This window comes from Massilia timonae CCUG 45783, assembly GCF_000315425.1.
GTDB lineage: Bacteria > Pseudomonadota > Gammaproteobacteria > Burkholderiales > Burkholderiaceae_D > Telluria > Telluria timonae.
In genome coordinates, this window is record NZ_JH992924.1 from 920,229 (window position 1) to 946,870 (window position 26,642).

Annotated in this window: 23 protein-coding genes; 12 read left to right on the top strand and 11 right to left on the bottom strand. The window is 67.1% G+C overall.

Annotated features, from left to right (window positions below):
• Positions 1 to 20: 20 nt before the first annotated feature.
• Together HMPREF9710_RS19240 and HMPREF9710_RS19245 are read right to left on the bottom strand one after the other, a co-directional pair.
• Entirely contained in the window at positions 21 to 1,580 is a 1,560-nt protein-coding gene (locus tag HMPREF9710_RS19240; protein WP_005669078.1) for a formate dehydrogenase beta subunit, read from the bottom strand.
• The gene (locus tag HMPREF9710_RS19245) at positions 1,577 to 2,083 is read right to left on the bottom strand and encodes a formate dehydrogenase subunit gamma (RefSeq protein ID WP_005669082.1); all 507 of its coding nucleotides are present in this window, start codon (positions 2,081 to 2,083) and stop codon (positions 1,577 to 1,579) included. Before HMPREF9710_RS19245 ends, HMPREF9710_RS19240 begins: the two co-directional genes overlap by 4 nt.
• A 117-nt stretch (positions 2,084 to 2,200) precedes the next feature.
• Here HMPREF9710_RS19245 and HMPREF9710_RS19250 point away from each other — a divergent pair, with 117 nt between their 5' ends.
• Positions 2,201 to 3,265, top strand: coding sequence for a substrate-binding domain-containing protein (locus HMPREF9710_RS19250; protein ID WP_005669084.1), 1,065 nt, complete (start codon positions 2,201 to 2,203; stop codon positions 3,263 to 3,265).
• Here the strand turns inward: HMPREF9710_RS19250 and HMPREF9710_RS19255 are convergent.
• Genes HMPREF9710_RS19255 through HMPREF9710_RS19285 form a run of 7 tightly spaced genes read right to left on the bottom strand, consistent with a single transcriptional unit; the run spans position 3,262 to position 10,552 of the window.
• Complete coding sequence (locus HMPREF9710_RS19255; protein WP_005669086.1) at positions 3,262 to 3,858, bottom strand: flavodoxin; 597 nt, start codon at positions 3,856 to 3,858, stop codon at positions 3,262 to 3,264. The two genes, HMPREF9710_RS19250 and HMPREF9710_RS19255, sit on opposite strands and share 4 nt — an antisense overlap.
• A 10-nt stretch (positions 3,859 to 3,868) precedes the next feature.
• Positions 3,869 to 6,061 carry an aldehyde oxidoreductase molybdenum-binding subunit PaoC gene (paoC, locus tag HMPREF9710_RS19260; RefSeq protein ID WP_005669088.1) on the bottom strand — a complete coding sequence of 731 codons (2,193 nt, stop codon included), beginning with the start codon at positions 6,059 to 6,061 and terminating at the stop codon, positions 3,869 to 3,871.
• Positions 6,058 to 7,017, bottom strand: coding sequence for an FAD binding domain-containing protein (locus tag HMPREF9710_RS19265; RefSeq protein ID WP_005669090.1), 960 nt, complete (start codon positions 7,015 to 7,017; stop codon positions 6,058 to 6,060). The genes paoC and HMPREF9710_RS19265 overlap by 4 nt, the downstream gene beginning before the upstream one ends.
• Positions 7,014 to 7,643, bottom strand: coding sequence for an aldehyde dehydrogenase iron-sulfur subunit PaoA (gene paoA / locus HMPREF9710_RS19270; protein WP_005669092.1), 630 nt, complete (start codon positions 7,641 to 7,643; stop codon positions 7,014 to 7,016). Before paoA ends, HMPREF9710_RS19265 begins: the two co-directional genes overlap by 4 nt.
• A gap of 36 nt (positions 7,644 to 7,679) precedes the next feature.
• A complete protein-coding gene (locus tag HMPREF9710_RS19275) occupies positions 7,680 to 8,837 on the bottom strand; it encodes an aldo/keto reductase (protein WP_051205148.1) in 1,158 nt (385 codons plus the stop codon).
• Between the two features lie 47 nt (positions 8,838 to 8,884).
• Complete coding sequence (locus HMPREF9710_RS19280) at positions 8,885 to 9,697, bottom strand: (R)-mandelonitrile lyase (RefSeq protein WP_005669095.1); 813 nt, start codon at positions 9,695 to 9,697, stop codon at positions 8,885 to 8,887.
• Between the two features lie 3 nt (positions 9,698 to 9,700).
• Positions 9,701 to 10,552, bottom strand: a complete 852-nt coding sequence (locus tag HMPREF9710_RS19285; RefSeq protein WP_005669097.1) for an aldo/keto reductase — start codon at positions 10,550 to 10,552, stop codon at positions 9,701 to 9,703.
• A gap of 166 nt (positions 10,553 to 10,718) precedes the next feature.
• On the opposite strand from HMPREF9710_RS19285, the gene HMPREF9710_RS19290 reads away from it, so the two are divergent.
• Positions 10,719 to 11,630, top strand: coding sequence for a LysR family transcriptional regulator (locus tag HMPREF9710_RS19290; RefSeq protein WP_005669099.1), 912 nt, complete (start codon positions 10,719 to 10,721; stop codon positions 11,628 to 11,630).
• 318 nt (positions 11,631 to 11,948) lie between these two features.
• Here the strand turns inward: HMPREF9710_RS19290 and HMPREF9710_RS19295 are convergent, their stop codons facing one another.
• On the bottom strand, positions 11,949 to 12,527 hold the full coding sequence (locus tag HMPREF9710_RS19295) for a superoxide dismutase (protein WP_005669101.1): 579 nt from the start codon (positions 12,525 to 12,527) through the stop codon (positions 11,949 to 11,951).
• A gap of 115 nt (positions 12,528 to 12,642) precedes the next feature.
• Positions 12,643 to 14,004, bottom strand: coding sequence for an exodeoxyribonuclease VII large subunit (gene xseA / locus HMPREF9710_RS19300; protein ID WP_005669103.1), 1,362 nt, complete (start codon positions 14,002 to 14,004; stop codon positions 12,643 to 12,645).
• A 1,053-nt stretch (positions 14,005 to 15,057) separates the two neighbouring features.
• Here xseA and HMPREF9710_RS19305 point away from each other — a divergent pair.
• From HMPREF9710_RS19305 to HMPREF9710_RS19345, 10 genes are all read left to right on the top strand, one after another.
• A complete protein-coding gene (locus HMPREF9710_RS19305; protein WP_005669106.1) occupies positions 15,058 to 15,666 on the top strand; it encodes a MotA/TolQ/ExbB proton channel family protein in 609 nt (202 codons plus the stop codon).
• Positions 15,666 to 16,103 carry an ExbD/TolR family protein gene (locus HMPREF9710_RS19310; RefSeq protein WP_040777085.1) on the top strand — a complete coding sequence of 146 codons (438 nt, stop codon included), beginning with the start codon at positions 15,666 to 15,668 and terminating at the stop codon, positions 16,101 to 16,103. The genes HMPREF9710_RS19305 and HMPREF9710_RS19310 overlap by 1 nt, the downstream gene beginning before the upstream one ends.
• A gap of 40 nt (positions 16,104 to 16,143) precedes the next feature.
• Entirely contained in the window at positions 16,144 to 17,169 is a 1,026-nt protein-coding gene (gene lpxK, locus HMPREF9710_RS19315; RefSeq protein WP_005669109.1) for a tetraacyldisaccharide 4'-kinase, read from the top strand.
• Positions 17,150 to 17,320, top strand: coding sequence for a Trm112 family protein (locus tag HMPREF9710_RS27310; protein WP_005669111.1), 171 nt, complete (start codon positions 17,150 to 17,152; stop codon positions 17,318 to 17,320). The genes lpxK and HMPREF9710_RS27310 overlap by 20 nt, the downstream gene beginning before the upstream one ends.
• 10 nt (positions 17,321 to 17,330) lie before the next feature.
• Positions 17,331 to 18,083, top strand: a complete 753-nt coding sequence (gene kdsB / locus HMPREF9710_RS19320) for a 3-deoxy-manno-octulosonate cytidylyltransferase (protein WP_005669113.1) — start codon at positions 17,331 to 17,333, stop codon at positions 18,081 to 18,083.
• 184 nt (positions 18,084 to 18,267) lie between these two features.
• Positions 18,268 to 18,924, top strand: coding sequence for an adenylate kinase (gene adk / locus HMPREF9710_RS19325; protein ID WP_005669115.1), 657 nt, complete (start codon positions 18,268 to 18,270; stop codon positions 18,922 to 18,924).
• Positions 18,925 to 19,171: 247 nt separating this feature from the next.
• Positions 19,172 to 19,687, top strand: a complete 516-nt coding sequence (locus HMPREF9710_RS19330) for a hypothetical protein (protein WP_005669117.1) — start codon at positions 19,172 to 19,174, stop codon at positions 19,685 to 19,687.
• Between the two features lie 110 nt (positions 19,688 to 19,797).
• Complete coding sequence (locus HMPREF9710_RS19335; protein ID WP_005669119.1) at positions 19,798 to 20,556, top strand: 3-hydroxyacyl-CoA dehydrogenase; 759 nt, start codon at positions 19,798 to 19,800, stop codon at positions 20,554 to 20,556.
• Positions 20,557 to 20,608: 52 nt separating this feature from the next.
• A complete protein-coding gene (gene ggt / locus HMPREF9710_RS19340; RefSeq protein WP_005669121.1) occupies positions 20,609 to 22,465 on the top strand; it encodes a gamma-glutamyltransferase in 1,857 nt (618 codons plus the stop codon).
• Between the two features lie 176 nt (positions 22,466 to 22,641).
• Positions 22,642 to 26,642: hybrid sensor histidine kinase/response regulator (locus HMPREF9710_RS19345; RefSeq protein ID WP_005669123.1), on the top strand; the 4,001-nt coding region annotated here is incomplete at its 3' end.

A 26,642-nucleotide genomic window follows, 5' to 3' on the forward strand; every position in this document is an offset into this window, starting at 1 on the left:
CTTCTCTCCTGGGCAGCCATTCAGGCGGCCATTTCGTCGCCGGCCACCTGGCCGAAGTCTTGCGGGAAGTGGTTCAGCGCCGACAGCACCGGGTAGGGCGTCATGCCGCCCATCGCGCACAGCGAACCGTTGAGCATCGTGTCGCACAGGCTGCGCAGCAGGATCACCTGCTGCGGGCGCTCGGCGCCGGCGCGGATCTTGTCGATCACCTCGACGCCGCGGGTGGAACCGATGCGGCAGGGCGTGCATTTGCCGCACGATTCGACGGCGCAGAATTCCATCGCGTAGCGCGCAAGATGCGCCATGTCGGCGCTGTCGTCGTGGACCACGATGCCGCCATGGCCCAGCACCGCCCACAGGGCGGCGAAGGCTTCGTAGTCGAGCGGGGTGTCCCACTGCGACGGCGGCAGGTAGGCGCCCAGCGGGCCGCCCACCTGCACCGCCTTGATCGGACGGCCGCTGGCGCTGCCGCCGCCGTAGTCGTACAAGATCTCGCGCAGCGTGGCGCCGAACGCCAGTTCGATCAGGCCGCCGTTCTTGATATTGCCGGCCAGTTGCACCGGCAAGGTGCCGCGCGAGCGCCCCATGCCGAAGTCCTGGTAATACTGCGCGCCCTGGTCGAGGATGACCGGCACCGAGGCCAGCGACAACACATTGTTGATCACGGTCGGCTGGCCGAACAGGCCGGCGAGCGCGGGCAGGGGCGGCTTGGCGCGCACCACGCCGCGCTTGCCCTCGATGCTCTCCAGCAGGGCGGTCTCTTCGCCGCAGATATAGGCGCCGGCGCCCTTGCGCACCTCGAGCTCGAAGGCGCGGCCCCTGCCGGCGACGTTCGGTCCGAGGAGGCCCGCGCGCGTGGCGGTCTGGATCGCGTGATTCAGCGCGGCGATCGCATGCGGATACTCGCTGCGCACGTAGATGAAGCCGCGGGTGGCGCCGACCGCGAGGCCGGCGATCGTCATGCCCTCGATCAGGACGAAGGGATCGCTTTCCATGATGATGCGGTCGGCGAAGGTGCCGGAATCGCCCTCGTCGGCATTGCAGACGATGTATTTCTGGTGGCCAGGCGCGCGCAGCACCGTGTTCCACTTGATCCCGGTGGGGAAGGCGGCGCCGCCGCGTCCGCGCAGGCCGGAGGCGGTGACCGCGGCGATGATGTCGGCGCCGCTCATGGTCACGGCCTGGCGCAGGCCGCGGTAGCCGCCATGCGCCTCGTAGTCGCGCAGCGACAGCGGATCGGTGACGCCGCAGCGGGCGAAGGTCAGGCGGGTCTGCCGGGCCAGGTAGGGAATCTGCTCGACGAGGCCGAGCGCCAGGCGGTGGGTGGACTGGCCGTCGTGGAAACCGGCGTCGAACAGGGCGGCCACGTCGCTTTCATCGACGTTGCCGAAGCCGATGCGCCCGCCTGGCGTCTCGACTTCGACCAGCGGTTCGAGGTACAGCAGGCCGCGCGTGCCGTTGCGCACCAGGTCGATGGCGATGCCGCGCCGCGCGGCCTCGCATTGAATCGTGGCGGCGACGTCGTCGGCGCCCAGGGCCAGCGCCGCCGAATCGGCCGGGACGTAGATGCGTACGCTCATGCTGCCTCCTTGGCCTTGGCGGCCACTTTCGCGACCAGCTTGTCGAAACGCGCCGGCGTCACGCGGGCATGGACGGCGTCGTTGATCATGATGGCGGGCGCGGTGGCGCACTGGCCGAGGCAGTACACCGGCTCCAGGGCGAAGCCGCCGTCGGTGGTATGCGCGTGCAGGTCGCAACCGAGGGCCTGCTGGACATGCGACAGCAGGGCGTCGCCGCCCATGCTCTGGCACGCCTCGGCGCGGCAGACCTGCACCGTGCAGCGCGCCGGCGGCGTGGTCTTGTAGTAGTGGTAGAAAGTGATCACGCCATGCACCTCGGCGCGCGAGAGATTGAAGATTTGCGCGAGTCCTTCGACCGAATCGGGCGGGATGAAGCCGAGCCGGTCCTGGATGGCGTGCAGCACCGGCAGCAGCATGTCCTGGCCGAGCAGGCCATTGTGCGCATGGAGTGCGAGGATGTCGCCGATGACGCGACGCGGGTCAAGGGTATCTGGTGCATTCATGGGTGTCTCCATCTCTGCCTTGCATATGTTTATGGGAACATATATAACGGCTTTTATGTACTGCTCCGTCCAGAGTAGCACCCGTTCTGCAGGTGTTCAATATGAAGGATTTTGCATATGATCAGAGTGGAGATACGGCCGGACTGGATCGTGCGCGACGCCGCCGGCCAGCCGACCGCGCTGCCGGCGCTGCTCGGGCTGTTGCTCGCGGTGAGCGAGCTCGGTTCGATCAGCAAGGCCGCCACGGCGCGCGGCATGTCCTACCGCCATGCATGGGGATTGCTGCAGCAGTTCTCGCGACAGTTCGGCGTGGAGCTCGTTCACAAGGTGCGCGGACAGGGCACGGTGCTGTCTCCGCTCGCCGAAAAGCTGATGTGGGCCGACCGCCGCATCCACGCCCGCCTGACCCCCATGCTCGACAGCCTGGCCTCGGAATTGCAGCAGGAACTGGCGCGGGTATTGGTCGGCGACGCCCAGGTGCTGCGCCTGACCGCTTCGCACGGGTTCGCGGTGGCCGCGCTGGTGACGCAGCTGAACGAGCATGGCGTGACGGTCGACATCAATTACCGCAGCAGCAGCGACGCGGTGGCGGCGCTGGCGCGCGGGGAGTGCGACCTGGCGGGCTTTCATTTGCCGGTGGGAGAACTGGAGGGAGCGGCGGCGGCCAAGTACCGGCTTTGGCTCGATCCAGAGCGCCATGCGCTGCTGCACCTGGCGTACCGCATGCAGGGGCTGTTCGTGGCCAAGGGCAATCCGAAAGGCGTGACAAGCCTGGCCGACCTGGCGCGGTCGGACCTGCGCTTCGTCAACCGCCAGAAGGGGTCGGGGACGCGGGTGCTGCTCGAATTGTTATTGGCCGACCTTGGCGTCGACCCGGCCGTCATCAACCGTTCCGGCACCGCCGAATTCACGCACGCGGCGGTGGCGGCTTACGTTGCCAGCGGCATGGCCGACGTGGGCTTCGGCGTCGAAACCGCGGCGCGGCGCTTCGATCTGGATTTCATCCCGGTGATTCGCGAACGGTATTTCCTGGCTTGCGACGCCGGCGCGCTGGAGACGCCGCTCCTGACGTCGGCGCAGGCCGCGATGGCGGGCGGCTCGTTCAGGGAGGTGCTGTCGACGCTGCCGGGCTACGATGGCGCGCTGAGCGGTGAGCGGCTCGACCTGCATTTCCTGTTCTAGGTGCTGCCGAGACCGCTCAGCCATTGATTGACCCGCTCCATCGTGCGGCGTTCCTGGTCGGCTTCCATGACCAGGCCCTGGTCATGGACGCGCGCACCACGGGCATGGGCGGCGACCACCGCCAGGCTGTTGCCGGGGCCATAGCCGCCATGTGTGATGAATGGAATGATCGTCTTGCCCTTGACATCATGCGCCGCAAGGAAGGCGCGGATCACCGGGGGCGCGGTTTCGCCCCAGATCGGAAAACCGAGGTAGATGGTCCGGTAACGGGCCAGGTCGGGCACGGTCGCCATCAATGCCGTACGCACGTCGCCGTCGCGCTCGCGGCGGGCCTGCTCGACCGTCTCGAGATAGTCCTCGGGGTAGGGCCGGGCCGGCTGGATCTCGAACAGCGTCGCCGCCTGTGCGCGCTGGATCTGGCCGGCGATCACGCGGGTGTTGCCGCTGCGTGAAAAGTAGGCGACCAGGACGTCGCCGCCCTGGCGCCGCATGCTGCCTGGGGCGGCGCCGGCAGTGGGCGCCGCCACCGCGAGGCCGGACAGGACGGACGTCGCCATGAACTGGCGGCGCCGGGTCGAAGCGGGTTGACTCATGGCGTTCTCCTCATGCCATCCTGGGCAGCTTCGGCAGCAGCTTGTCGAGCGTGATCGGATACTCCCGCACGCGGATGCCGGTGGCGTTGTAGACCGCGTTCGCAACGGCTGCCGGCGTCCCGCAGATACCGAGTTCGCCCACACCTTTCGCTTTCAACGGCCCCACCGTGGGATCGACCTCGTCCAGGAAGATCACTTCCTGCTCCGGGATGTCGGCATGCACCGGCACTTCGTAGCCGGCCAGGTCGTGGTTGACGAAGAAGCCGACCTGCTTGTCGACCACCAGGTCTTCCATCAGCGCCGCGCCGACGCCCATCGTCATGCCGCCAATGATCTGGCTGCGCGCAGCGAGCGGATTGATGATGCGGCCGGCGGCGCACACGGCCAGCATGCGGCGCACCCGGATTTCTCCGGTGCCCGCATGCACGCCCACCTCGACGAAGTGGGCCGCGAACGTCTGCTGGGCATACTGCTTGCCGAGTTCCCCGATTTCCATCACGTCTTCGGCCTGCAACTCTCCCGCATCGACGGCGTCTGCCAGCGGCCTGCTCGTGCCGCCGGCCCGTACGCGGCCGCCGCTGAACTCGATGTCGGTAGTGCCCAGTCCCAACCGCTCTGCAACCAGGCCGCGCAGCTTGACGCAGGCCGCGTACACGCCGGCCGTGCACGAGGCCGCGCCAAACTGGCCGGCGGAGCCCGCGCCTTCCGGGTACGCCGAGTCGCCCAGCAGCACCGTTACCTTGTCGATCCCGACACCCATCATTTCGGCCGCCGTTTGTGCAATGATCGTGTAGCTGCCGGTGCCGATGTCGGTCATGTCCGTCTCTACCGTGATCCGGCCCTGGCGGTCCAGTCGCACGCTAGCCGCCGACTTCATGGCGCGCCCGCCGCGGATGCCCGCGGCCATGCCGATCCCGATGAGCCAGTGGCCCTCGCGCCGGGCGCCCGGCCTGGCGTTGCGCCGGTCCCAGCCGAATCGATCTGCTCCCGTCTGCATGCACCGCACCAGCTGGCGCGTCGAGAACGGCCTGGCGGGCACCTCGGGGTCGACCTGGGTGTCGTTGAGGATGCGGAAGGTGACCGGGTCCAGGCCCAGCTTCTCGGCCATCTCGTCCATCGCGACTTCGAGCGCCATCAGGCCTGGCGTTTCGCCTGGCGCGCGCATCGCATTGCCCTCGGCCAGGTCGAGATGGGACACGCGCAGCCGCGTGATGCGGTCGGCGCTCGCGTACAGCAGGCGGGTCGGCAGCGTCGCCCGTTCGGGCAGCGAGCCGAGATTGCCGGACCAGCTTTCGTGGCCGATCGCGGTCAGCTTGCCGTCGCGCCCCGCGCCGAGCCGGATGCGTTGGATGGTGGCGGGGCGGTGGGAGGTGTTGTTGAACATCAGGTGGCGCTGCAGGGTGACCTTGACCGGCCGTCCCACCAGCCGCGCGGCAACGGCGGCCAGCACGGCGTCGGCCAGGACCGAGGCCTTGCCGCCGAAACCACCGCCGATGTAGGGAGACACGATGCGGATGTTCTCGCGCGGGATGCCGAGCGTGCGCGACAGGTCTCGCATGCCCCAGCTCACCAGCTGGATCGCATTCCAGAGCGTCAGTTTGTCCCCCTTCCAGGACGCGATTGCCGCATGCGGCTCCATCATCGCGTGCGAATGGTCGGGCGTCGTGTAGTGCTGGTCGAGCGTGACCGGGGCGCTGGCGAAGGCGGAATCGAAATCGCCTGCCGCCGTGTCCATGCCCGGCTCGGGCGGCAGCGGTGTGCTTTTCTCTTGCGCCAGGCTGAATTTGCCGTCGGTCCGTGCGTACCGCACGCGCACCAGCTGGGCCGCCGCGCGCGCCTGTTCGAAGGTTTCGGCGACCACGATCGCCACCGCCTGGTGGTAGTGCTGCACCTCGGGGCCGGCCAGGACCCGCGCCACGTAGAACTGGCCGACGCCGAGCTTGCCGGCGTTGTCCGCCGTGACGATGCCGAGCACGCCCGGCGCGGACTTCGCCTGGGCCAGGTCGATCGCCACGATGCGTCCCTTGGCGATGCCGGTGCCGACGATGTAGCCATGGGCCGCATCCGGCACGGCGGCATGGTGTTCATAGGTGTAGGTCGCGGTTCCGGTGGTCTTGAGGCGTCCCTCGATGCGCGCGGTCGGCTTGCCGACCACGTTCAAGCGGTCGATCGGGTTGCGGGTGGCGGGAGTCAGGAATTTCATCGTGGGCTGGTCCTCGCGTCGGTCAATATGGTGGCCAGCGTGCGCTCGACCAGTTGCAGCTTGAAGGCGTTCTGTTCCGTGGTGGCCGCATCGGCCAGCAAGCGGGCGGTCAGCGCCGCGGCGCCGCGCGGCATCTCGGCCTCTGCCGCCTCGATCCGCCACGGCATGTGGGCGACGCCGCCCACGGCGACGCGCCCGCTGCCGTCGGGCTGGACGATGGCGGCGACCGACACCAGCGCGAAGGCGTAGGACGCGCGGTCGCGCACCTTGTGGTAAGTGTGCATGCCGCCTGCGGGACGGGGCAGCGTCACGGCCGTGATCAGTTCGTCCGGCGCGAGGTTGGTGTCCCGTTGAGGCGTCATGCCGGGGAGACGGTAGAAATCCGCGATCGGAATGGTGCGCGTGGCACCGTCCGGGCGTACCGTCTCCACCGCCGCATCGAGCACGCGCATGGCCACCGCCATGTCGCTCGGATGGGTGGCGATGCATGCCTGGCTGGCGCCGACGATGGCGTGGGGACGATTGAAGCCGCGCAGGGCGCCGCAGCCGCTGCCGGGCTGGCGCTTGTTGCACTGCTGGGCGGTATCGTAGAAGTAGGGACAGCGGGTGCGCTGCAGCAGGTTGCCGGCGGTGGTCGCCTTGTTGCGCAACTGGCCCGAGGCGCCTGCCAGCAGCGCGCGCGACAGCACCGCGTAGTCGCGCCGCACCCGCGGCTCGCTGGCCAGGGCGGTGTTGCGCACCAGCGCGCCGATGCGCAAGCCGCCATCGGCAGCGGACTCGATCCGGTCCAGTCCGATGTGGTTGACGTCGATGAGGTGTTGCGGCGTCTCGATCTGCAGTTTCATCAGGTCGAGCAGGTTGGTGCCGCCGGCGATGAAACGGGCGCCGGGCGTGCGCCGCATGGCCTGCGCCGCCTCTGCCGGACTGTGGACGCGTTCATAGGTGAATGACTTCATGCGGCGTCTCCCGCGACCTCGGTCATCGCATCGATGATGTTGGGATAGGCGCCGCAGCGGCAGATATTGCCGCTCATGCGTTCGCGCAGCTCGGCCTTCGACAGCAGCGGCCGCGCGTTCAGGTCGGCGCTGGCGTGGCTCGGGATGCCGGCCGCGATTTCAGACAGCACCGCCACCGCCGAACAGATCTGGCCGGGGGTGCAGTAGCCGCACTGGTAGCCGTCGTGCTTGATGAAGGCGGCCTGCATCGGGTGCAGCTTCGAAGGGGTGCCGAGTCCTTCGACCGTGGTGATGCGGTCGCCATCGTGCATGACGGCCAGGCTCAGGCACGAATTGATGCGCTCGCCGTTGACCAGCACGGTGCAGGCGCCGCACTGGCCCTGGTCGCAGCCTTTCTTGGTGCCGGTGAGATGCAGGTGTTCACGCAGCGCATCGAGCAGGGTGGTGCGGGTGTCGAGTTGGAGGCGGAGTGGCTTGCCGTTGACCTCGAAGCTGACGGCCGATGGAGGCGCACCGGAAGGCGCTTGCGCGGCTTCGGCCAGCGGCGCCGCCAGCGCGGCGGTGGCGCCGGCGCTGGCGGCCATGAAGGCGCGGCGAGTGAATGACGGGTTGTCGTTGCTGTTCATTGTCTGTCCTCGTGTTCGTTGGCGACCATGCGTCGATCAAGACCTGGCGGGCGCCTCGACGTCCGAATAGACCTGCACCGCATCCGGCAGCCTGGCGCCGCGCACCTGGATCTCCCTGACGGCGCGATCGAGTTCGGCCAGTTCGGCGCTCGTGAAGCGCACGGCGTCGGCGCCCAGGTTCTCGACCATATGCGCCATTTGGGTGGTGCCGGGGATGGGCACGATCCACGGCTGCTGCGCCATCAGCCATGCCAGCGCCAGCTGGGCCGGCGTCGCGCCCTTGCGCTGAGCCCAGTGCCCGAGCAGGTCGAGCAGGGCCAGGTTGTGGGACAGGTTGCTGGGGGCGAACCTGGACTCGATGCGGCGAATGTCGCCCTCGGCAAAACGGGTGTTGGCATCGATGGCGCCGGTGAGAAAGCCCACGCCCAGCGGGCTCCATGGAACGAAACCGATGCCCAGTTCGCGGCAGGTCGGGATCACATTCTGCTCGGGTCCGCGCCACAGCATCGAATACTCGCTCTGCACGGCGCTGACGGGCAGCGCGGCATGCGCGCGGCGCAGGGTCTGCAAGCCCATTTCCGACAGTCCCCAGTGCAGCACCTTCCCCTGTTTCATCAAATCCTGCACCGCGCCGGCCACGTCCTCGATCGGCACCTGCGGATCGACGCGGTGCTGGTATAGCAGGTCGATGCGGTCGGTGCGCAGGCGTTTGAGCATGCCCTCGACTGCCTGCCTGATATGCGCGGGCCGGCTGTTCAGGCCGGGCAGGCGCTTGCCGGTCTCGAGGTCGATATTCCATCCGAACTTGGTCGCGATGACGATCTCGTTTCGAAACGGCGCCACGCCTTCGCCGAGGATGCGCTCGACTTCATGCGGCCCATAGGCTTCGGCGGCGTCGTAGAAAGTCAGGCCGCGCTCGTGGGCGGCGCGGATGATGTTCAGCATCTCCGGACGGCTGGGAACCGTGGTCTGGTAGGTGCGGCTCATGTTCTGCACCCCCAGGCCGATGCTGGACACTTCCAGCGTACCCAGCTTGCGGCGCATGCCGGCCGCGGCGCGCGCCGGTGCGCCGCTGCTGGCGCCTGCCTGGGCCAGGGCATCGCCCGCGAGCGGCGCCGCGGCCAGGCTGCCCGCCGCCAGCAGGAAATTCCGGCGGCCTGGAGCCGATGCGTGCTTCGTGGTGTGTGTCGACATATCCAACCTTTCATCGGGATTGCTGTAGAAGGACTTGAGCAGGGCAATCATTGCGCGCCCGTGGGCTTGGCAAACACCTCCCTGGCGACGGCGATTGCCGTGACCGCGTTCGGCCATCCGGCATAGAACGCCAGGTGCGTGATGGATTCCACCAGTTCGGTTTCGGTGACGCCGTTCTCGCGTGCGATGCGCAAGTGCGAGCGCAGTTGATCGGGGCGGTTCATGGCGACCAACGCGCTGACGGTGGCCAGGCTGCGGTCGCGTTTCGACAGCCCGGGCCGTTCCCAGACGTCGGCGTAGAGCACCCTGTCGGTGAGATCGGCCAGTTTCGGCGCGATGTCCCCATACATGCGTTGTGCCGGCGTGGCTAACGGGCCGGGGGCGCTTGCGTCGGGAGCGGCGTCGCCGACTTTTTCCATCCATACCGTCGATGTGCCGTCCAGCGATTCCGTGATCGCCACATGGCGCATCGCCTGGGTCGGGCTCGCACCATGCCAGTGCTTCACGCCGGCGGGAATCCAGATGACGTCGCCCGGCCGGATTTCCTCGACCGGACCCTGCCATTGCTGCACCCGTCCGGCGCCTTCGGTGACGATCAGCGTCTGCCCCAGTGGATGCACGTGCCATGCGGTGCGCGCGCCCGGCGCGAAGGAGACCACGCCACCGCTCGAACGGCCGGGCGCCGGGGCACGGAACGCGGAATCGACGCGGACCGCGCCCGTGAAGTTCTGCTCCGGCCCCGCGACGGCCGGCCGCGAGCCGTTGCGAATGATCGTCACGTCCGGCGATGGGTTCTCGGCGGCGCTCGCGACGCCGATGCAGAAGAGGAGGGCGCACGGCGCCAGCAGTCGCTCGATCATCGCCTAGATCCCGAGCCGGCGTTCGCTCATCCACTTCACGATCGCCGGGTCGCGATGCGAGAAGAAGCTGCTGGCGCCGGTTTCCAGCGCCGCGATGGCGGCCATGTCGTCGCCGTCCAGCGCGAAATCGAACACGTCCAGGTTTTCCCGCATCCGCTCGCGGCGCACGGTCTTGGCCAGTGACGCGATATTGCGCTGGACAAGCCAGCGCAGCACGACCTGGCCGATGGACTTGCCGTGCCTGGCCGCGATCTCCGCCAGGTCCGGGTGCTCGAACAAGCCGTTCCTGCCTTCCGCAAACGGCGCCCAGGCCTGGGCCTGTATGCCGTTCTCGGCCATGAAGGCGGCGCTCTCTTCCTGCTGATGGAAGGGATGCACCTCGATCTGGTTCAGCGCCGGCTTGATCTCGTTGAAGGCGATGATGTCCATCAGGCGGTCGGGCTGGAAGTTGCTCACGCCAATGGCGCGCAGTTTGCCGGCGCGCTGCGCTTCCTCCATCGCGCGCCAGGCACCGTGGACGTCGCCGAATGGCTGGTGGATCAGGTACAGGTCGAGGTAGTCCAGGCGCAAGCGTTGCAGGGATTGGTCGATGGCCTCGCGGGTACGTTCGTAGCCCGCGTGCTGAACCCACAGTTTGCTGGTGACGAACAGCTCGTCGCGGGCGACGCCGCCATTCCTGATGCCGTTGCCGACCGCGGCTTCGTTCAGGTACGACGCCGCGGTGTCGATCAGGCGGTAGCCGGACGCGATCGCGTCGATGACCGCGCGTTCGCATTCCGCCGGGTCGGGAATCTGGAAAACGCCGAAGCCGAGGATGGGCATTCTGAGCCCGTTATTGAGTGTCACATGGTCCATGGTCGAATCCTTGTCAGTAAGCTGCAATCTGCCGGTGTACTGTACCGGGCACGATTGCCCCTTGATTAGCCGCTTAATTGTGCATGGCGTTATTAGCTCAACTTATCAATGTCTTTTGGGCATCTCGCTATAATCGACGTGTCCTTATTAGCTTCCCTTATGAGTAATGCGAGAGAATCTGAATGACCTGACGGCCTTCGTCATGGTGGCGCGCGAAGGCAGCTTTACGCGCGCAGCGGCGCAACTGCGGGTCTCGCAATCGGCGCTGAGCCAGACCATCCGCGCGCTGGAAGAGCGACTGGGTGTGCGCCTGCTGACCCGGACGACGCGGCGGGTCGCGCCGACCGACGCTGGCGAGCGCCTGCTGGCATCGGTCGGCCCGCGACTCGACGGCATCGCGGACGATCTCGCCGCCTTGAGCGAGCTGCGCGACAAGCCTGCGGGCAATGTCAGGATCACTGCATCCGAGCACGCGGCAAGCTGGATTCTGCTGCCGCGGCTGGCAACGCTCCTGCCGAACTACCCTGACATCAAGGTGGAGATCAATACCGACTACCGCATGATCGATATCGTCGAGCAGCGCTTCGATGCCGGCGTGCGCCTGGGAGAGCATTTGCAGAAGGATATGATCGCGGTGCCTGTCGGCCCCGAAGTGCGGATGGCGGTGGTGGGGTCTCCGGCCTATTTCGCCACCCGCCCCCGGCCCGTGAAGCCACAGGATTTGACGAGCCACGACTGCATCAACGTGCGTCTGCCCACGCATGGCGGGCTGCTGCCGTGGGATTTCAAGCAAGGTACGCGCGAGCTGGTCGTTCGGGTGGAAGGGCAGATGACCCTGAATGGTTTCCCGCAGGTGGTCGACGCGGCGCTGGCCGGGATGGGGCTGGCGTTCGTGCTGGAAGACGTGGTGCAGCGCCAGCTCGCGACGGGCGCTCTGCAGCGGGTGCTGGAAGACTGGTGCGAGCTTTTCCCCGGTTACCACCTTTATTATCCAAGCCGGCGGCAGGCCTCGCCCGCCTTCGCATTGGTGCTCGATGCCTTGCGTTACCGCAGCGAGCCTGGTGCGTTCGATGGGTGAATGACGACCTGCTCTTCCTATTCCAGGGAGTAGAAGTGGGCGCGGTTTGATGTCGCGCTGCCGGCGTTGTTCGGTGCGGGCCTGGTCAGTGAAATGACTTACCTGGCGCTGTCGAAGAAACCAGGACCGGAAGCGCAAACAGGCGATGGCGGCATTGCCGTTTTCGATTCCGCTGGCGGCAGCGACGGTTGCGGCGATGGTGGGGGCGGTGGCTGCGGCGGCGGCGACTAGCTTGGGGTTCCGGTAAAAACAAGGCCCGCGCGAGCGGGCCCTGGTCGTCGACGCATCACGCCGTCGCCGGCGTGACCGTCAGCGCATTCAGACGAAATTCTTGTTCACGAATTCCCAGTTCACGACATTCCAGAACGCTTCCAGGAACTTGGCGCGCGCATTGCGGTAGTCGATGTAGTAGGCGTGTTCCCAGACGTCGGCGGTCAGCAGCGGCACGTCGGCGGTGGTCAGCGGGGTGCCGGCGCCGGTGGTGTTGACGATGTCGACGCTGCCGTCGGCCTTTTGCACCAGCCAGGTCCAGCCCGAGCCGAAGTTGCCCAATGCCGACTTGTTGAACTCTTCCTTGAACTTGTCGAACGAACCCCACTTGGCGTTGATCGCGTCCAGCGCCTTGCCGGTCGGCGCGCCGCCGCCGTTCGGGCTCATGCAGTTCCAGAAGAAGGTGTGGTTCCAGACCTGGGCCGAGTTGTTGAACACGCCGCCGGTCGACTTCTTGATGATCTCTTCCAGGGACAGGTTCTCGAACTCGGTGCCCTTGATCATGTTGTTCAGGTTGGTGACATAGGTCTGGTGGTGCTTGCCGTGGTGGTATTCCAGGGTCTCGGCCGAGATGTGCGGTTGCAGGGCGTCCTTGGCATACGGCAGCGGCGGCAGGGTGTGTTCCATTGTGCGTTCCTTAGTGGTTGGGAAAGGTTGCTGTTCTTATAGCGCCGTTATTCTACGCAATATGGAGCAACGTTGCAGGCTTGCATTTTATGCAGTCCCGCCAACCGATCCCAATTCACTCGAGGACGCTCTGGACCTGGGCCACGCCCACCTCGGCGCTGCCATTGGCCAGGCGGATCGTCAGCGTGTCGCGCGCATGGATCTGGGCCGGGTCGCGCACGATCTGGCCCTTGGCGTCGCGCACGATGGCATAGCCGCGCTCCAGCGTGCGCTGCGGGTTGAGCAGCTCGAGCTGGGCGGCGAGGGCGTTCAGCGCTTCGCGCCGCGCCCTGACCTGGCTGCACAGGCTGGCGTTCAGGTGGCGGCTGTCCGACGCCAGCCGGGCGCGCAGGGCGCGCATGTCGGGACGGTGGCGCGACCAGCGCTGCTGCAGTTGGGCGAGCAGCAGGCCGTGGCGGTTCACCGGCAGCTTGACCGCGTGCGTCATGGCCGTGGCCAGCGACAGCAGTTTCAGGCGCTGGTGGCCGATCTGGGCCGAGGGACTGAGCAGCCGGCGGCTCAGGTTGTCGAGGCCCTGGCTGGCGTCGTGCAGGCGGCGCTCCATCGCGCGCTGCAGGTCGAGGGCGTCGCCTTCGAGCGAGGCCAGCCAGTCGGCGCGCGGCGTGGCGGCCAGTTCGGCGGCTGCCGTCGGCGTGGCGGCGCGTACGTCGGCGGCGAAGTCGGCGATGGTGACGTCGGTTTCGTGGCCGACACCCGAGATCACGGGGATCGCGCAGGCGTCGATTGCGCGCGCCACGCATTCCTCGTTGAAGCTCCATAAATCCTCGATCGAGCCGCCGCCGCGGCAGACCAGCAGCACGTCCACCTCGGCGCGGCGCGAGGCGGTCATGATGGCTTCGGCGATCTTGTCGGCTGCGAACTGGCCCTGGACCGGGGCAGGGTAGAGCACGATCCGCACGTGCGGGGCGCGCCGGCGCAGGGCGGTCAGCACGTCGCGCAGCGCGGCGGCCTGCGGGCTGGTGACGATGCCGATGCTGCGCGCGAACAGCGGCAGCGCGCGCTTGCGGTCGGCGTCGAACAGGCCTTGCGCGGCCAGCTTTTCCTTCAGGCGCAGGAAGGCTTCGTAGAGCTGGCCCACGCCGGCGCGGCGGATCGCCTCGACGTTGATCTGGTAGTCGCCGCGCGCGCCGTACAGGGTGACCAAGGCGCGCACCTCGACCTTGTCGCCTTCGCGCGGGGTAAAGCCGGCCATCTGCGCGCGGCTACGGAACATCACGGCGCGCACCTGGGCCGCGTCGTCCTTCAGCGTGAAATACCAGTGGCCGGAGGCGGCCCGGGTAAAGTTGGAGATCTCGCCGCCAATCCACACCAGCGGGAACGAACGCTCCAGCAGGCGCGCCACCTGCTGGTTCAGGGCGGTGACGCTCAGGACGGCGGGGGCGGTGAAGGCTGGATCGGCGTCGTTCGGTGCTTGCATGGCGGGCTGGTGAAAATGGCGAAAGCGATCATTATCCCTTATCGGCGGATGGCAAGTGGTTTCCACGCCGTGGCCCGGATCCGATCAATGTTGCTGCTTTTCAATGCAATCTATTGAAAACCCTTTTAAATCAAGGGCTTGGATGTTGGGTAATGTCGTTTGAGAGCGGTTTATCCACAAAAACTGTGGGGAACTCATCCGCGCGAAGTGGGAGTGCGCAGCGATTGGGCAGGATAAGTAGAATTGTTACGAATCAATGACTTAACCCCCTAGCCGGAAGCTTGATCACAAAGTTGTCCACAGAATCTGTGCAAACATTTGGCGTCGTGTCCAGGTCAGCGGCGTGGACTACCGTGCCCTTTGTCGAGCTGAACATGTTGCGTTCTCCGCTGCCTGTTCTTGAGGCAGTCTGATCTAATGTCAATCAAATCAAGCACTTAAGTAGTAAAGTTTGACCTTCCTCACATTCTTATCCACAAAAATTGTGCAGATAACGAATAATGTGTGCACCGGTGCCCCGGAGGCCAAACAAACGAGGCAGAAAGCGCCACTCAGGCACCTTTTGTTGGCAAAAAGTGCTGTATGCCAATATTTTAAGCAGCGGTGTTTTATTGAGGTAAATCAAAGGCTTACGGTCATAAAGTGCCCATTGCTCACACTTTTGTCCACAAAAAGTGTGCGGAACCTCACCTGATCGCAGCCAAAGTACAGCCGGGTTCGGCTGCCCGGAATTTAGGCTCAACAATAAAATCGTCTGGAATCAGTTACTTAGTCGAGTCCGGCTACCCTTGCGCACAATTTTGTCCACAGAATTTGTTCGCAACTACACGATGCCAGTGAGTAACTGGTTGAGCCCGGGCCCGGTTGAGCCAAGTCATGAGACTGCCATTTTCTTGCGCAGGCGCAGAAAGCCCTTACAAATCAAGGTACTTGTTCCACCTCGCGGCCATTGCGCACAATTTTATCCACAGAAGATGTGAAGAACTCTACTTGCCGCTTCGCTGCCAACTTGCTACATTGCCGAATTGATCTTTTTCCTCTCAGGAGTATCTCTTGCTCGCCATTTTTCAAGCCGCAGGCTGGCCCATCTGGTTCCTGCTGGTCGCGTCGATCGTCGCCGTCGCCCTCATCGTCGAACGTCTGATCACCCTGCGCCGCGAGAAGATCCTGCCCCGCAACCTGCTCGATGAAGTCATCCGCGTCTACCGCAGCGGCAAGGTGACGCCCGACGTGGTGGACAAGCTGGAACAGAACTCGCCCCTCGGCACCGTGCTGGCCGCGGCGCTGCGCAACGTCGACGCCCCGCGCGACGTGATGAAGGAGTCGATCGAAGAGGCCGGCCGCGGCGTGGCCCAGAACCTGGAACGCTTCCTCACCACGCTCGGCACCATCGCCTCGCTGGCGCCGCTGATGGGCCTGTTCGGCACGGTGGTCGGCATGATCGAGATCTTCGGCGCCTCGACCCCGACCGGCGGCAACAATCCGGCGCAACTGGCGCACGGCATCTCGGTGGCGCTGTACAACACCGGCTTCGGCCTGGCGATCGCGATGCCGGCCCTGGTGTTCTACCGCCACTTCCGCAACCTGGTCGACACCTATATCGTCGAGATGGAACTGCAGGCGGTGAAACTGGTCGATGTCGTCCACGGTGCCCGCAAATGATGGACTTTCGCCGCGGCCGCAAGCGCGAAGAGCCGGAGATCAACCTGATCCCGTTCATCGACGTGCTGCTGGTGGTCCTGATCTTCCTGATGGTCTCGACCACCTACAGCAAGTTCACCGAGCTGCAGATCACCCTGCCGACCGCCGAGGCCGAGAAGCAGGCGGAGAAACCCTTCGAGATCAACGTGACGGTCGACGCCAAGGGCAACTACACGGTCAACAATACGCCGGTGACCTTCCACAGCGTCGCCGGCCTGGCCCAGGACATGAAGAACGCCGCGCGCACGCCCGACGGCCAGGTGGTGGCCAGCCCGGTGATCATCGTCAACGCCGACCAGTTCGCGATGCACCAGATGGTCATCAACGTGCTGGAAGCGGCGCGCGTGGCCGGCTACGACAAGCTGACCTTCGCGGCCCAGACCGGCGCCGCCAAATAATCCCCAAGGCGCGCACGCTGCGCGCCGTTTTTCTTTCCGCATGGCTTCCCGACTCGAATCGACCCTGACCCGCGCCTGGCTCCGGCGCGGGCCCCTGGCCTTGCTGCTCCTGCCGCTGGCGCTGCTGTTTCGCCTGCTGGCCGGCCTGCGCCGCCTGCTGTTTCGCACCGGCCTGAAGCGCGCCGAACGCCTGCCGGTGCCGGTGATCGTGGTCGGCAATATCTTCATCGGCGGCACCGGCAAGACGCCGCTGACGATCTGGCTGGCCGAGAGCCTGCGCGCGGCCGGCCTGAATCCCGGCGTGATCTCGCGCGGCCATGGCGGCCAGGAAGGCGCGGCCCTGGAGGTCGCCCCGCAGTCCGATCCGCGCGCCGTCGGCGACGAACCGCTCCTGATCGCGGCCCGCGCCGGGTGCCCGGTCGTGGTCGGCCGCCGCCGCGTCGAGGCGGGCAGGGCGTTGCTGGCGGCGCATCCCGGCGTCGACGTGCTGATCGCCGACGACGGCCTGCAGCACTACGCGCTGGCGCGTGACGTCGAGATCGTACTGTTCGACGGCCGCGGCGTCGGCAATGGCTGGCTGCTGCCGGCCGGTCCCCTGCGCGAACCGCCGTCGCGCCGGCGCGACTTCACGGTCGTCAACGCGCCCGAGATCACGCCCGGCCTGGCCCGGGCGGTCGGCGGACAACCTTGGCGCATGCGCCTGGCCGGCGACCATGCCGAGCCGCTGCAGGGCGGCGGGCAGGTTCCGCTGGCCCAGTTCAGCGAACAACGCATCGTGGCCGCCGCCGGCATCGGCAATCCGGGACGCTTCTTCGCCATGCTGCGCGCGGCCGGCCTGGCGGTCGGCGAGCTGCCTTTGCCCGACCATCACGACTTCATGGACGACCCGTTTGCCGGGGTCGATGCCGATGTCATCCTGATCACCGAGAAGGATGCAGTAAAATGTCGGCAAATTGATCATCTGAAGAACGATCCACGCCTGTGGGTCGTGCCGGTCACGGCGCAGCTCGACCCTGCACTGGCCGAACAAATCGTGGAGAAATGTCGTGGACGCTCGCTTGCTTGATATCCTGGTCTGCCCGTTGTGCAAGGGACCGCTTGAACTCGACAAAAAGGCGCAGGAACTGACCTGCCGCGCCGACCGCCTGGCGTACCCGATCCGCGACGGCATCCCGATCATGTGGGCCGACCAGGCGCGCAAGATCGAACCGGCATGACGGGTTACAGATGAACTTCACTGTCATCATCCCGGCGCGCCTGGCCTCGACCCGCCTGCCGAACAAGCCGCTGGCCGACCTGGGCGGTAAACCCATGGTGGTGCGCGTGGCCGAACGCGCGCGCGCATCCGGCGCGGCGCGCATCATCGTCGCCACCGACCATGAAGACATCGCCGCCGCCTGCGCCGCCCATGGCGTCTCCGCGGTGCTCACGCGCGCCGATCACCCGTCCGGCACCGACCGCATCGCCGAAGTGGCGCAGGTGCTGGGCCTGGGCCAGGATGAAGTCGTGGTCAACCTGCAGGGCGACGAGCCGCTGATCGATCCGGCGCTGCTGGCGGCCTGCGCCGCCCGCATCGACGCCCACACGCCGATGGCCACCTGCGCGCATCCGATCCTGGACACCTCTGAGGTCTTCAACCCGAACATCGTCAAGGTGGTGCTCGACAAGCTCGGCCGCGCGCTTTACTTCTCGCGCGCCACCATTCCCTGGCACCGCGACGCCTTCGCGGCCACCCAGGACTCCTTGCCGCTCGGCTACGCGCCGCTGCGCCATATCGGCCTCTACGCCTACAGCAACGCCTTCCTGCAAGCCTATCCGAAGCTGGCGGTCTCGCCGCTCGAGAGCATCGAGGCGCTCGAACAGCTGCGCGTGCTGTGGCACGGCTACCCGATCGCCGTGCACGTCACACAAGATGCGCCGCCCGGCGGCGTCGACACGCCGGACGACCTGGCGCGAGTACGCCTGCATTATCCGTCTTGATGTAGACCACAGGTCTGTGATGGGGCTGTCTGCGCAGGATCAATAATCCTGGCCGCAGGGCCCCAAAACTGGCTTGAAAGCCAACTTTTGTGGTAACTTCCGTGTCAAGAAGGCTTGGCAACATCAAACATAATTTATACAATCCACAGCAATTTTCATTATTTTCTAGAATCTCAGGAAACTCATGCGTCTCATTCTGTTAGGAGCACCCGGCGCCGGGAAGGGCACCCAGGCAAATTTCATCAAGGAAAAGTTCAATATCCCGCAAATCTCGACCGGCGACATGCTGCGCGCCGCGATCAAGGCGGGCACCGAACTGGGCCTGGCTGCGAAAAAGGTGATGGATGCCGGCCAACTGGTGTCGGACGACATCATCATCGGCCTGGTCAAGGAGCGCCTGAAGGATGCGGACTGCGCCAACGGCTATCTGTTCGACGGCTTCCCGCGCACCATCGCCCAGGCCGAGGCGATGAAGGACAGCGGCGTCACCATCGACTACGTGCTCGAAATCGACGTTCCTGACGAAATGATCCTCGAACGCATGACCGGCCGCCGCTCGCACCCGGCCTCGGGCCGCGTGTACCACGTCAAGTTCAACCCGCCGAAGGTCGAAGGCGTCGACGACGTCAGCGGCGAGCCGCTGATCCAGCGCGACGACGACAAGGCCGAGACCGTCTCCAAGCGCCTGGAGGTCTATCACAACCAGACCGAAGTGCTGCTGGGCTACTACGGCAAGTGGGCCGAGTCGGGCCTGCCGGGCGCGCCGAAATACCGCAAGATCTCGGGCGTCGGCCCGGTCGAGCAGGTGCGCGACAACGCGTTCGCGGCGCTGTCCGAATAAGCGCAGCAACCAAAGCAAGTTAGCAGTAACCGTCGTTCCCGCGCAGGCGCGAACCCAAGTTCCACGTGTCGCGATGACGCAAGCAACTTGAGTTCCCGCCTCCGCGGGAACGACGTTTTTGAGCGCGGCGCATTCTCTGCCTGACCTGCATGTCCCCTCGATTATGTGAGAAATTGTTTCTCGTGCGCCGTGCGCACGTTGACAAGACGATAATAGGTCATCGATCAAGCCAAGAGAGAGGTCTGCCATGAATACGCCGAAAACCATCCTTGCCGTCCTGCTCGCCGCCACCGCCATCGGCGCCGGCGCCCAGACCACCGGCGTCACGCAGGGCCAGCCGGCGACTGGCGCGACCTACCGCCCATCGCTCGACGGCCAGCAGACCACGGCGCCGGCCCCGACGATTGACATGCGTCCCATGACCCAGGAAGAAAAGGCGACCGGGCGCCAGGAACCGTCGCGCCTGAAGGACATCGATCCCGCCACCCATCCGGCGCCGCAGAACGTGCGTCCGCAGCCGGTCCCGATGCCGCGTCCGCAGGACACCCAGGCGGTGCCGGCGAGCACGCGCATCACGCCGACGCCGACGCCGACCACCGCGCCGGCCCCGGTCGGCCCGACGTCGCGCCCGGTCAGCGCCTGCACCGGCGCCACCTGCACCGACGCCAGCGGCGCCACCACGGCCGGCCAGGTCGGCAACGCCAGCGTCAACAGCGAAGGCCGCCTGTGCAACCGCACCGGCAACACGATGCAGTGCTTCTGAACGCCTGAGCGGCGACATGGTGGTTCCCTATAAAAGTTCGCTACAATGCCAGTTGACGTTAACGTAAACGTTAAACATGTGGCACATAGAACTTTTATAAGGGACACACCATGCAAATCCAGAACAACGTCTTCATCGTCACCGGCGGCGCCTCCGGCCTGGGCGCGGCCACCGCGCGCATGCTGGCGGACGGCGGGGCGAAAGTCGTGATCGCCGACGTCCAGGAAGAGGCCGGCCGGGCGCTGGCGCAAGAACTGAACGGCCAGTTCGTCCGCTGCGACGTCACCCAGGAAGCGGACGGCAAGGCGGTGGTCGAGGCGGCTGTCGCGCTGGGCGTCCTGCGTGGCCTGGTCAATTGCGCCGGCGTGGCGCCGGCCGCCAAGACCGTCGGCAAGGACGGCCCGCATCCGCTCGAGGTGTTCCAGCGCGCCGTCAACATCAACCTGGTCGGCACCTTCAATATGGCGCGCCTGGCGGCCGACGCCATGGCGAAGACCGACGAGGCCGAATACGGCGAACGCGGCGTCATCATCAACACCGCCTCGGTCGCGGCCTACGACGGCCAGATGGGGCAAGCCGCGTATGGGTCATCCAAAGCGGCCGTGGCCGGCCTGACCCTGCCGATGGCGCGCGACCTGGCGCGCAGCGGCATTCGCGTGATGACCATCGCGCCCGGCATCTTCGAAACCCCGATGCTGATGAACATGCCGCAGGAAGTGCGCGATTCGCTGGGCAAGATGGTGCCGTTCCCGCCGCGCCTGGGCCTGCCGAAGGAGTATGCCCACCTGGCCAAGGCTATCATCGAGAACGTGATGCTCAACGGCGAGACGATCCGCCTCGACGGCGCGATCCGCATGCAGCCGAAGTAAACGCTTAGCTCAGGCATTGTCCTTAAAGCAAGCTCGCGCGACATGAGGTAGCATGTCTGCGATCTCGGGCGCGTCGCCGCTGTCGTGCGGCGGCGCGCCCGTCTGCTTTTGGGAGAATCATTTGAAACAGTTCAGCACCTTTGCGCGTGCAGTCATACCTGCACTTTCCCTGGCCGCCGCCTTCCACCTGCCTGCCGGCGCCCAGGATTCCCTGCAGGCCGCGCCGGAAGCGGCCACCGGCTATGCCGACAAGGCCGGCTGGCCGGCCCAGAAATACATGGTGGCCGCGGCCAACCCGCTGGCGGTGGACGCCGGCTACCAGATCCTGCGCCGCGGCGGCAGCGCGATCGACGCGGCGATCGCCACCCAGCTGGTGCTGACCCTGGTCGAGCCGCAATCGTCGGGCATCGGCGGCGGCGCCTTCATGGTCCACTACGACGGCAAACAGACCCAGGCTTTCGACGGCCGCGAGACCGCGCCCGCCAGGGCCGACGAGCACCTGTTCGAACGCCCGGACGGCACGCCGCTGTCGCGCACCGAAGGCGTGGTCGGCGGCCGCTCGGTCGGCGCCCCGGGCGTGCTGCGCATGCTCGAACTGGCCCACCGCCAGCACGGCAAGCTGCCCTGGAAGACGCTGTTCGAGCCGGCGATCCGGCTGTCGGAGCAGGGCTTCGCGGTCAGCCCGCGCATGCACAAGATGCTGGCCGGCGAGACCCACCTGCGCAAGGACCCGGTGGCCGCCGCTTATTTCTACGACCAGCATGGCCAGGCGTGGCCGGTCGGCCATGTGCTGAAGAACCCGGCGCTGGCCAGGACGCTGCGCGAGATCGCCGAGGGCGGCGCCGACGTGTTCTATACCGGTCGCATCGCGCGCGATATCGCGGCCAAGGTCGCCAGCCATCCGACCAACCCCGGCCTGCTCACGGCGAAGGACATCGCCGACTACCGGCCCAAGGTGCGCGCGCCGGTCTGCAGCGACTATCGGCAATACACCGTGTGCGGCATGCCGCCGCCGTCGTCCGGCGGGATCGCCGTGGCCCAGATGCTGGGCATGTTCGAGACCTTCGACATGAAGGCGCTGGCCCCGAAGGACGGCGTGCCGGGCGCGCAAGCCGTGCACGTGTTCTCGGAAGTGGGGCGCCTGGCCTACGCCGACCGCAACCGCTATGCGGCCGACGCCGACTTCGTGCCGCTGCCGGGTCGCGGCATCCCGAGCCTGATCGACAAGGGCTACCTGAAGGGGCGCGCCGCCCTGGTCGGCGCCCGCTCGATGGGCGAGGCCAAGGCCGGCACGCCGCCGGGCATGGAAGTCGCGTGGGGCACCGACAATGCGATCGAGACGCCGTCGACCTCGCACCTGTCGGTGGTCGACGCCGACGGCCGCGGCCTGGCGATGACGACCACCATCGAGGACGCCTTCGGTTCGCGCCAGATGGTCGACGGTTTCATGCTCAACAACCAGCTGACCGATTTTTCGTTCAGCGCGCGTGACGCCGACGGCCCGGTGGCGAACCGGGTCGAGGCCAATAAACGGCCGCGCAGCGCCATGTCGCCCACCATCGTGTTCGAGAAGGACAGCGGCAGGCTGGTGCTCACCGTCGGCTCGCCGGGCGGCCCGGCCATCATCAACTACGTGGCCAAGGTGCTGGTCGGAACCCTGGACTGGGGCCTGAACGTGCAGCAGGCGATCGCGCTGCCCAATTTCGGCAGCCGCAACGGCCCCACCGAGCTGGAACGCGGGCGCTTCCCGCAGGCCACGCAAGACCTGCTGCGCGCGCGCGGCCATGCGATCCGCGTCAGCGAACAGACCTCGGGCCTGCACGGCATCGAGCGGATCCAGGTGCACGGGGTGCCGATGTGGTTCGGCGGCGCCGATCCGCGCCGCGAGGGCATTGCCAAGGGCGATTGAAAATGGGCGGGGAAGCGACAAATGCAGACAATTTGTTGCGTTCCCCACCCCATATTTGCCTCAAGACAATCAGAGTTTGCTAACCTGTCGCCCGTGGATAGCAAACAGAAAACCGGATCGATCCCGATGGGAGCGGGAGCGCGTGTCGCCGATGCGCGCGCCCGCTTTCGCGCCCCATGACCATGCTGCGCCGGTGCTTCTCCATCTTCCTGTCGATCTTCCTGCTGCCGCTCGTGCTGGCGGCATCGGCGCCGTCGCGCGCGGCGGCGCCCGAACCGACCCTGCGCTTCGAACACCTGTCGGTGCAGCAGGGCCTGGCCCAGGAATCGGTCCTGTCCATCGTCCAGGACCGCGACGGCTTCATGTGGTTCGGCACCCAGTCCGGCCTGTCGCGCTATGACGGCTACCGGTTCGTGCACTACCGCAGCGAGATCGGCAACCCGCGCAGCCTGTCCAGCAACTGGGTGCGGGTGCTGCACCTGGACCGCCACGGCCGCATGTGGCTGGGCACCGACGGCGGCCTGAACCGCTACGATCCGGCCACCCGCAGCTTTACCCTGTACGCGCCGCACGAGCCGACCCGGCGCGGCACCGGCAACCGCCAGATCAAGGCCATGATCGGCGACGGCAAGGACGGGCTGTGGATCGGCACCGCCGACGGCCTGCAGCACTTCGACACCGAGACCGGCAAGTTCACGGTCTGGCACCACGTGCCGAACGACGAGCGCACCCTGCGCGACGACGGCATCCAGGCGCTGGCGCTCGACGCCGACGGGCGCCTCTGGATCGGCACCGCGGCGGGCCTGGACAGCCTGGCCCCCAACCGCCGGACGGTCGAGCACCATCCTTCGCAACTGGACGTTCGTTCACGGCCGGTGCACGCGCTGCTGGTCGACGCCGGGCAGCGGCTCTGGGTCGGGCGCTTCGGCGGGCTGGAACGGCGCGAACTGCGTGGCCCGGATGCGGGCAGGCTGCGCCGCTTCGGGCCGGCCGACGGCGTCAAGGAATCCTGGATCACCACGCTGTACCAGGATCCCGACGGCACGGTGTGGGCCGGCACCCACGAAGACGGCCTGCTGCGCTGGCGCGCCGGGGGCGAGCGCTTCGACGCCTTCCGCAACGTCGTGACCGACCGCCACAGCCTGGTCGACAACTACGTCTCGGCCCTGTACCGCGACCGGGTCGGCACCTTCTGGGCCGGCACCTGGTATGGCGGCGTCTCGCGCGTCGACCTGGGCAGCGGCGGCTTCGCGCGCCTCAATGCGCGCCCCGGCATGCCCGACTCGCTGGCGGACAACAAGGTGCGCGCATTGCTCGAAGACGGACAGCGGCTGTGGGTCGGCTCGGCCACCGCCTTGCACCACCTCGATCCGCGCACCGGCAAGGCCGAGGTGTTCCGCCACCGCAAGGACGACCCGAACAGCCTGATCGACGTGCCAGCGGCGGCCATCGTGCGCGACGGCGCCGGCCTGCTGTGGATCGGCAGCCGCTCCGGCATCACCTCCTTCGACCCCGCGGCGCGCCGGTTCCGGCGCCAGGTGCTGCCGGGCGACGCCGACGCCAACAACGTGCGCTCGATGCTGCTCGACCGCGCCGGCATGGTCTGGATCACGACCCGCGGCGGTATGCACCGGCTCGACCCGGTCACGCGCGCGGTGACCAGCTACCGCCACGATCCGTCGAAGTTCACCAGCCTGTCGGACGACATCGCGCGGCCGATGCTCGAAGACCGGCGCGGCCGCTTCTGGGTCGGCACCTTCGCCGGCCTCGACCTGTTGGACCGCGCCAGCGGCAGGTTCCGCCACTTCCGCCACGATCCCTACGACCCGAACAGCATCAGCCACGACGAGGTGCACCACCTGATGGAAGACAGCCGCGGCGACATCTGGATCGGCACCGCGGTAGGCCTGAACCGCATGGTGACGGGGCGCGACGGCGCGCTCAGCTTCACCCGCTACACCACGCGCGACGGCCTGGTCGACGATTCGGTGGCGGCGATCGTGGAAGACCAGGACGGCCGCATCTGGGCCAGCACCTCGAGCGGCATCTCGAGCTTCGACCCGGCCAACGGGCGCTGGCGCAGCTACACGGCGGCCGACGGCATCACCGAAGGCGCCTTCTTCGACGCCTCGGTGTTGCGCGCGAGCGACGGGACCCTGTATTTCGGCGGCTTCAACGGCATCACCGCCTTCGATCCGCGCGCGATCCGCGACAACCGCATCGCGCCGCGTCCCGTGATCACCGGCCTGCAGGTCTTCAACCGGCCGCTCGAGCAAGCCTTCCCGGGCCTGCTGCCGGGGCCGATCGAGAACGCCAGCGCCGTGACCCTGCCGGCCGACGCCGCCGTGCTCACCCTCGAATTCGCGGCGCTGCACTTCGCCGCGCCCGAACGCAACAAGTTCGCCTACCGGCTGGACGGCTTCGACAAGGGCTGGGTGAACGCCGGCGCCGACCAGCGCTTCGCCACCTATACCAACCTCGATCCCGGGACCTATGTGTTCCGGGTGCGCGCGGCCAACAAGGACGACGTCTGGAGCGAGGACGTGGCGGCGCTGGCGCTGACCATCGAGCCGCCGCCGTGGGGCACGCCGTGGGCCCGGATCGCCATGATCCTGCTGGTGTGCAGCGCCGTCTACGGGGGGCTGCGCATGCGCCTGTCCAGCCTGCGCCGCCACAAGGAGCGGCTGGAACACCAGGTGAGCGCGCGCACCGAGCAGGTGGAGCAGCAGAACCGCATGCTCGAGCAGCAGACGCAGGAACTGCGCGAGCAGGAGCGGCGCGGACGCCACCAGAGCAACGAGCTGGCGCGCGCCTACCGCACGCTGCAGGAGAACGAGGAAGTCCTGCGCCAGGCCAAGGAGCGCGCCGAGGATGCGACGCGCCAGAAGTCCGAGTTCCTGGCCAATATGAGCCACGAGATGCGCACCCCGCTGGCCGGCGTGATCGGCATGCTGGGCTTCGCGCTGCGCGACGCGGCGCTCAGGGACAACACGCGCGAGCAGATCCTGCGCGGCCAGGCCAATGCCGAAGCGCTGCTGGCGATCATCAACGACCTGCTCGACTTCTCGAAGATCGAGGCCGGCAAGCTGACCGTCGAGCGCATCGACTTCGACCTGCACGAGAAGATGCGCAACGTGGCCAGCCTCTTCCAGGAGCAGGCCGCCGGCCACAGCCTGGACTTCTCGGTCCAGGTCGACGACAACGTGCCGCGCTTCCTGGTGGGCGACCCGACCCGCGTGCGCCAGGTGCTGGTGAACCTGATCGGGAATGCCTTCAAGTTCACCAGGTCGGGCAGCGTGACGGTGCAGGTCGAGTGTCGGCCGGACGACCAGGACCGCCCGCCGGGCATGCACATGATCCGCTTCACGGTGCGCGACACCGGCATCGGCATCCCGTCCGATGCGCTGCCGCGGCTGTTCCAGAAGTTCGAGCAGGCCGATACCACCACCACGCGCCGCTACGGCGGCACCGGCCTCGGCCTGGCGATCTGCCGCCAGCTGGTGGAGCTGATGGGAGGCACCATCGGCGTCAACAGCCAGGAAGGCAAGGGCAGCGTGTTCAGCGTGCTGCTGCCGCTGCCGGACGGCGCCCCGCCGGTGCGCGTGGAGCATGCGCCGCGCGCGCCGCACAGCCATCGCCTCAGTATCCTGTGCGCCGAGGACTTCCCTACCAACCAGATCATCGCGCGCCTGATGGTCGAGGAGCTGGGCCATGCGATCGACATCGTCGACAACGGCCTGGAAGCGGTGGCCGCCTGCGCGCGCAAGCGCTACGACCTGGTCCTGATGGACGGCCGCATGCCCGAGATGGACGGCGCCAGCGCCACCCGCCTGATCCGCGCCGGCGGCCCGCAGGATGCGCCAGTGATCGATCCGCACCTGATGATCGTGGCGCTCACCGCCAACGCCAGCGACGAGGACCGCACGCGCTACCTGGCCTGCGGGATGGATGCCTTCCTGACCAAGCCGATCGACGAGGCGGCGCTGCACACCCAGCTGGCGCGCGCGATCGAGCGCCAGCTGCAGCGCGGCGTGCCGCTCGAGCCGATGCCGGCGCAAGGCGCGCCCGACAGCCGTGCGCAGGCGATGGCGGCGCTCGACGCGATGTTCGAGGTCACCTTCGACGCGCCGGCGGCGGGGCGCGGCGCGGATCCGGGGCCAGCGGCCACCGCGGCCAC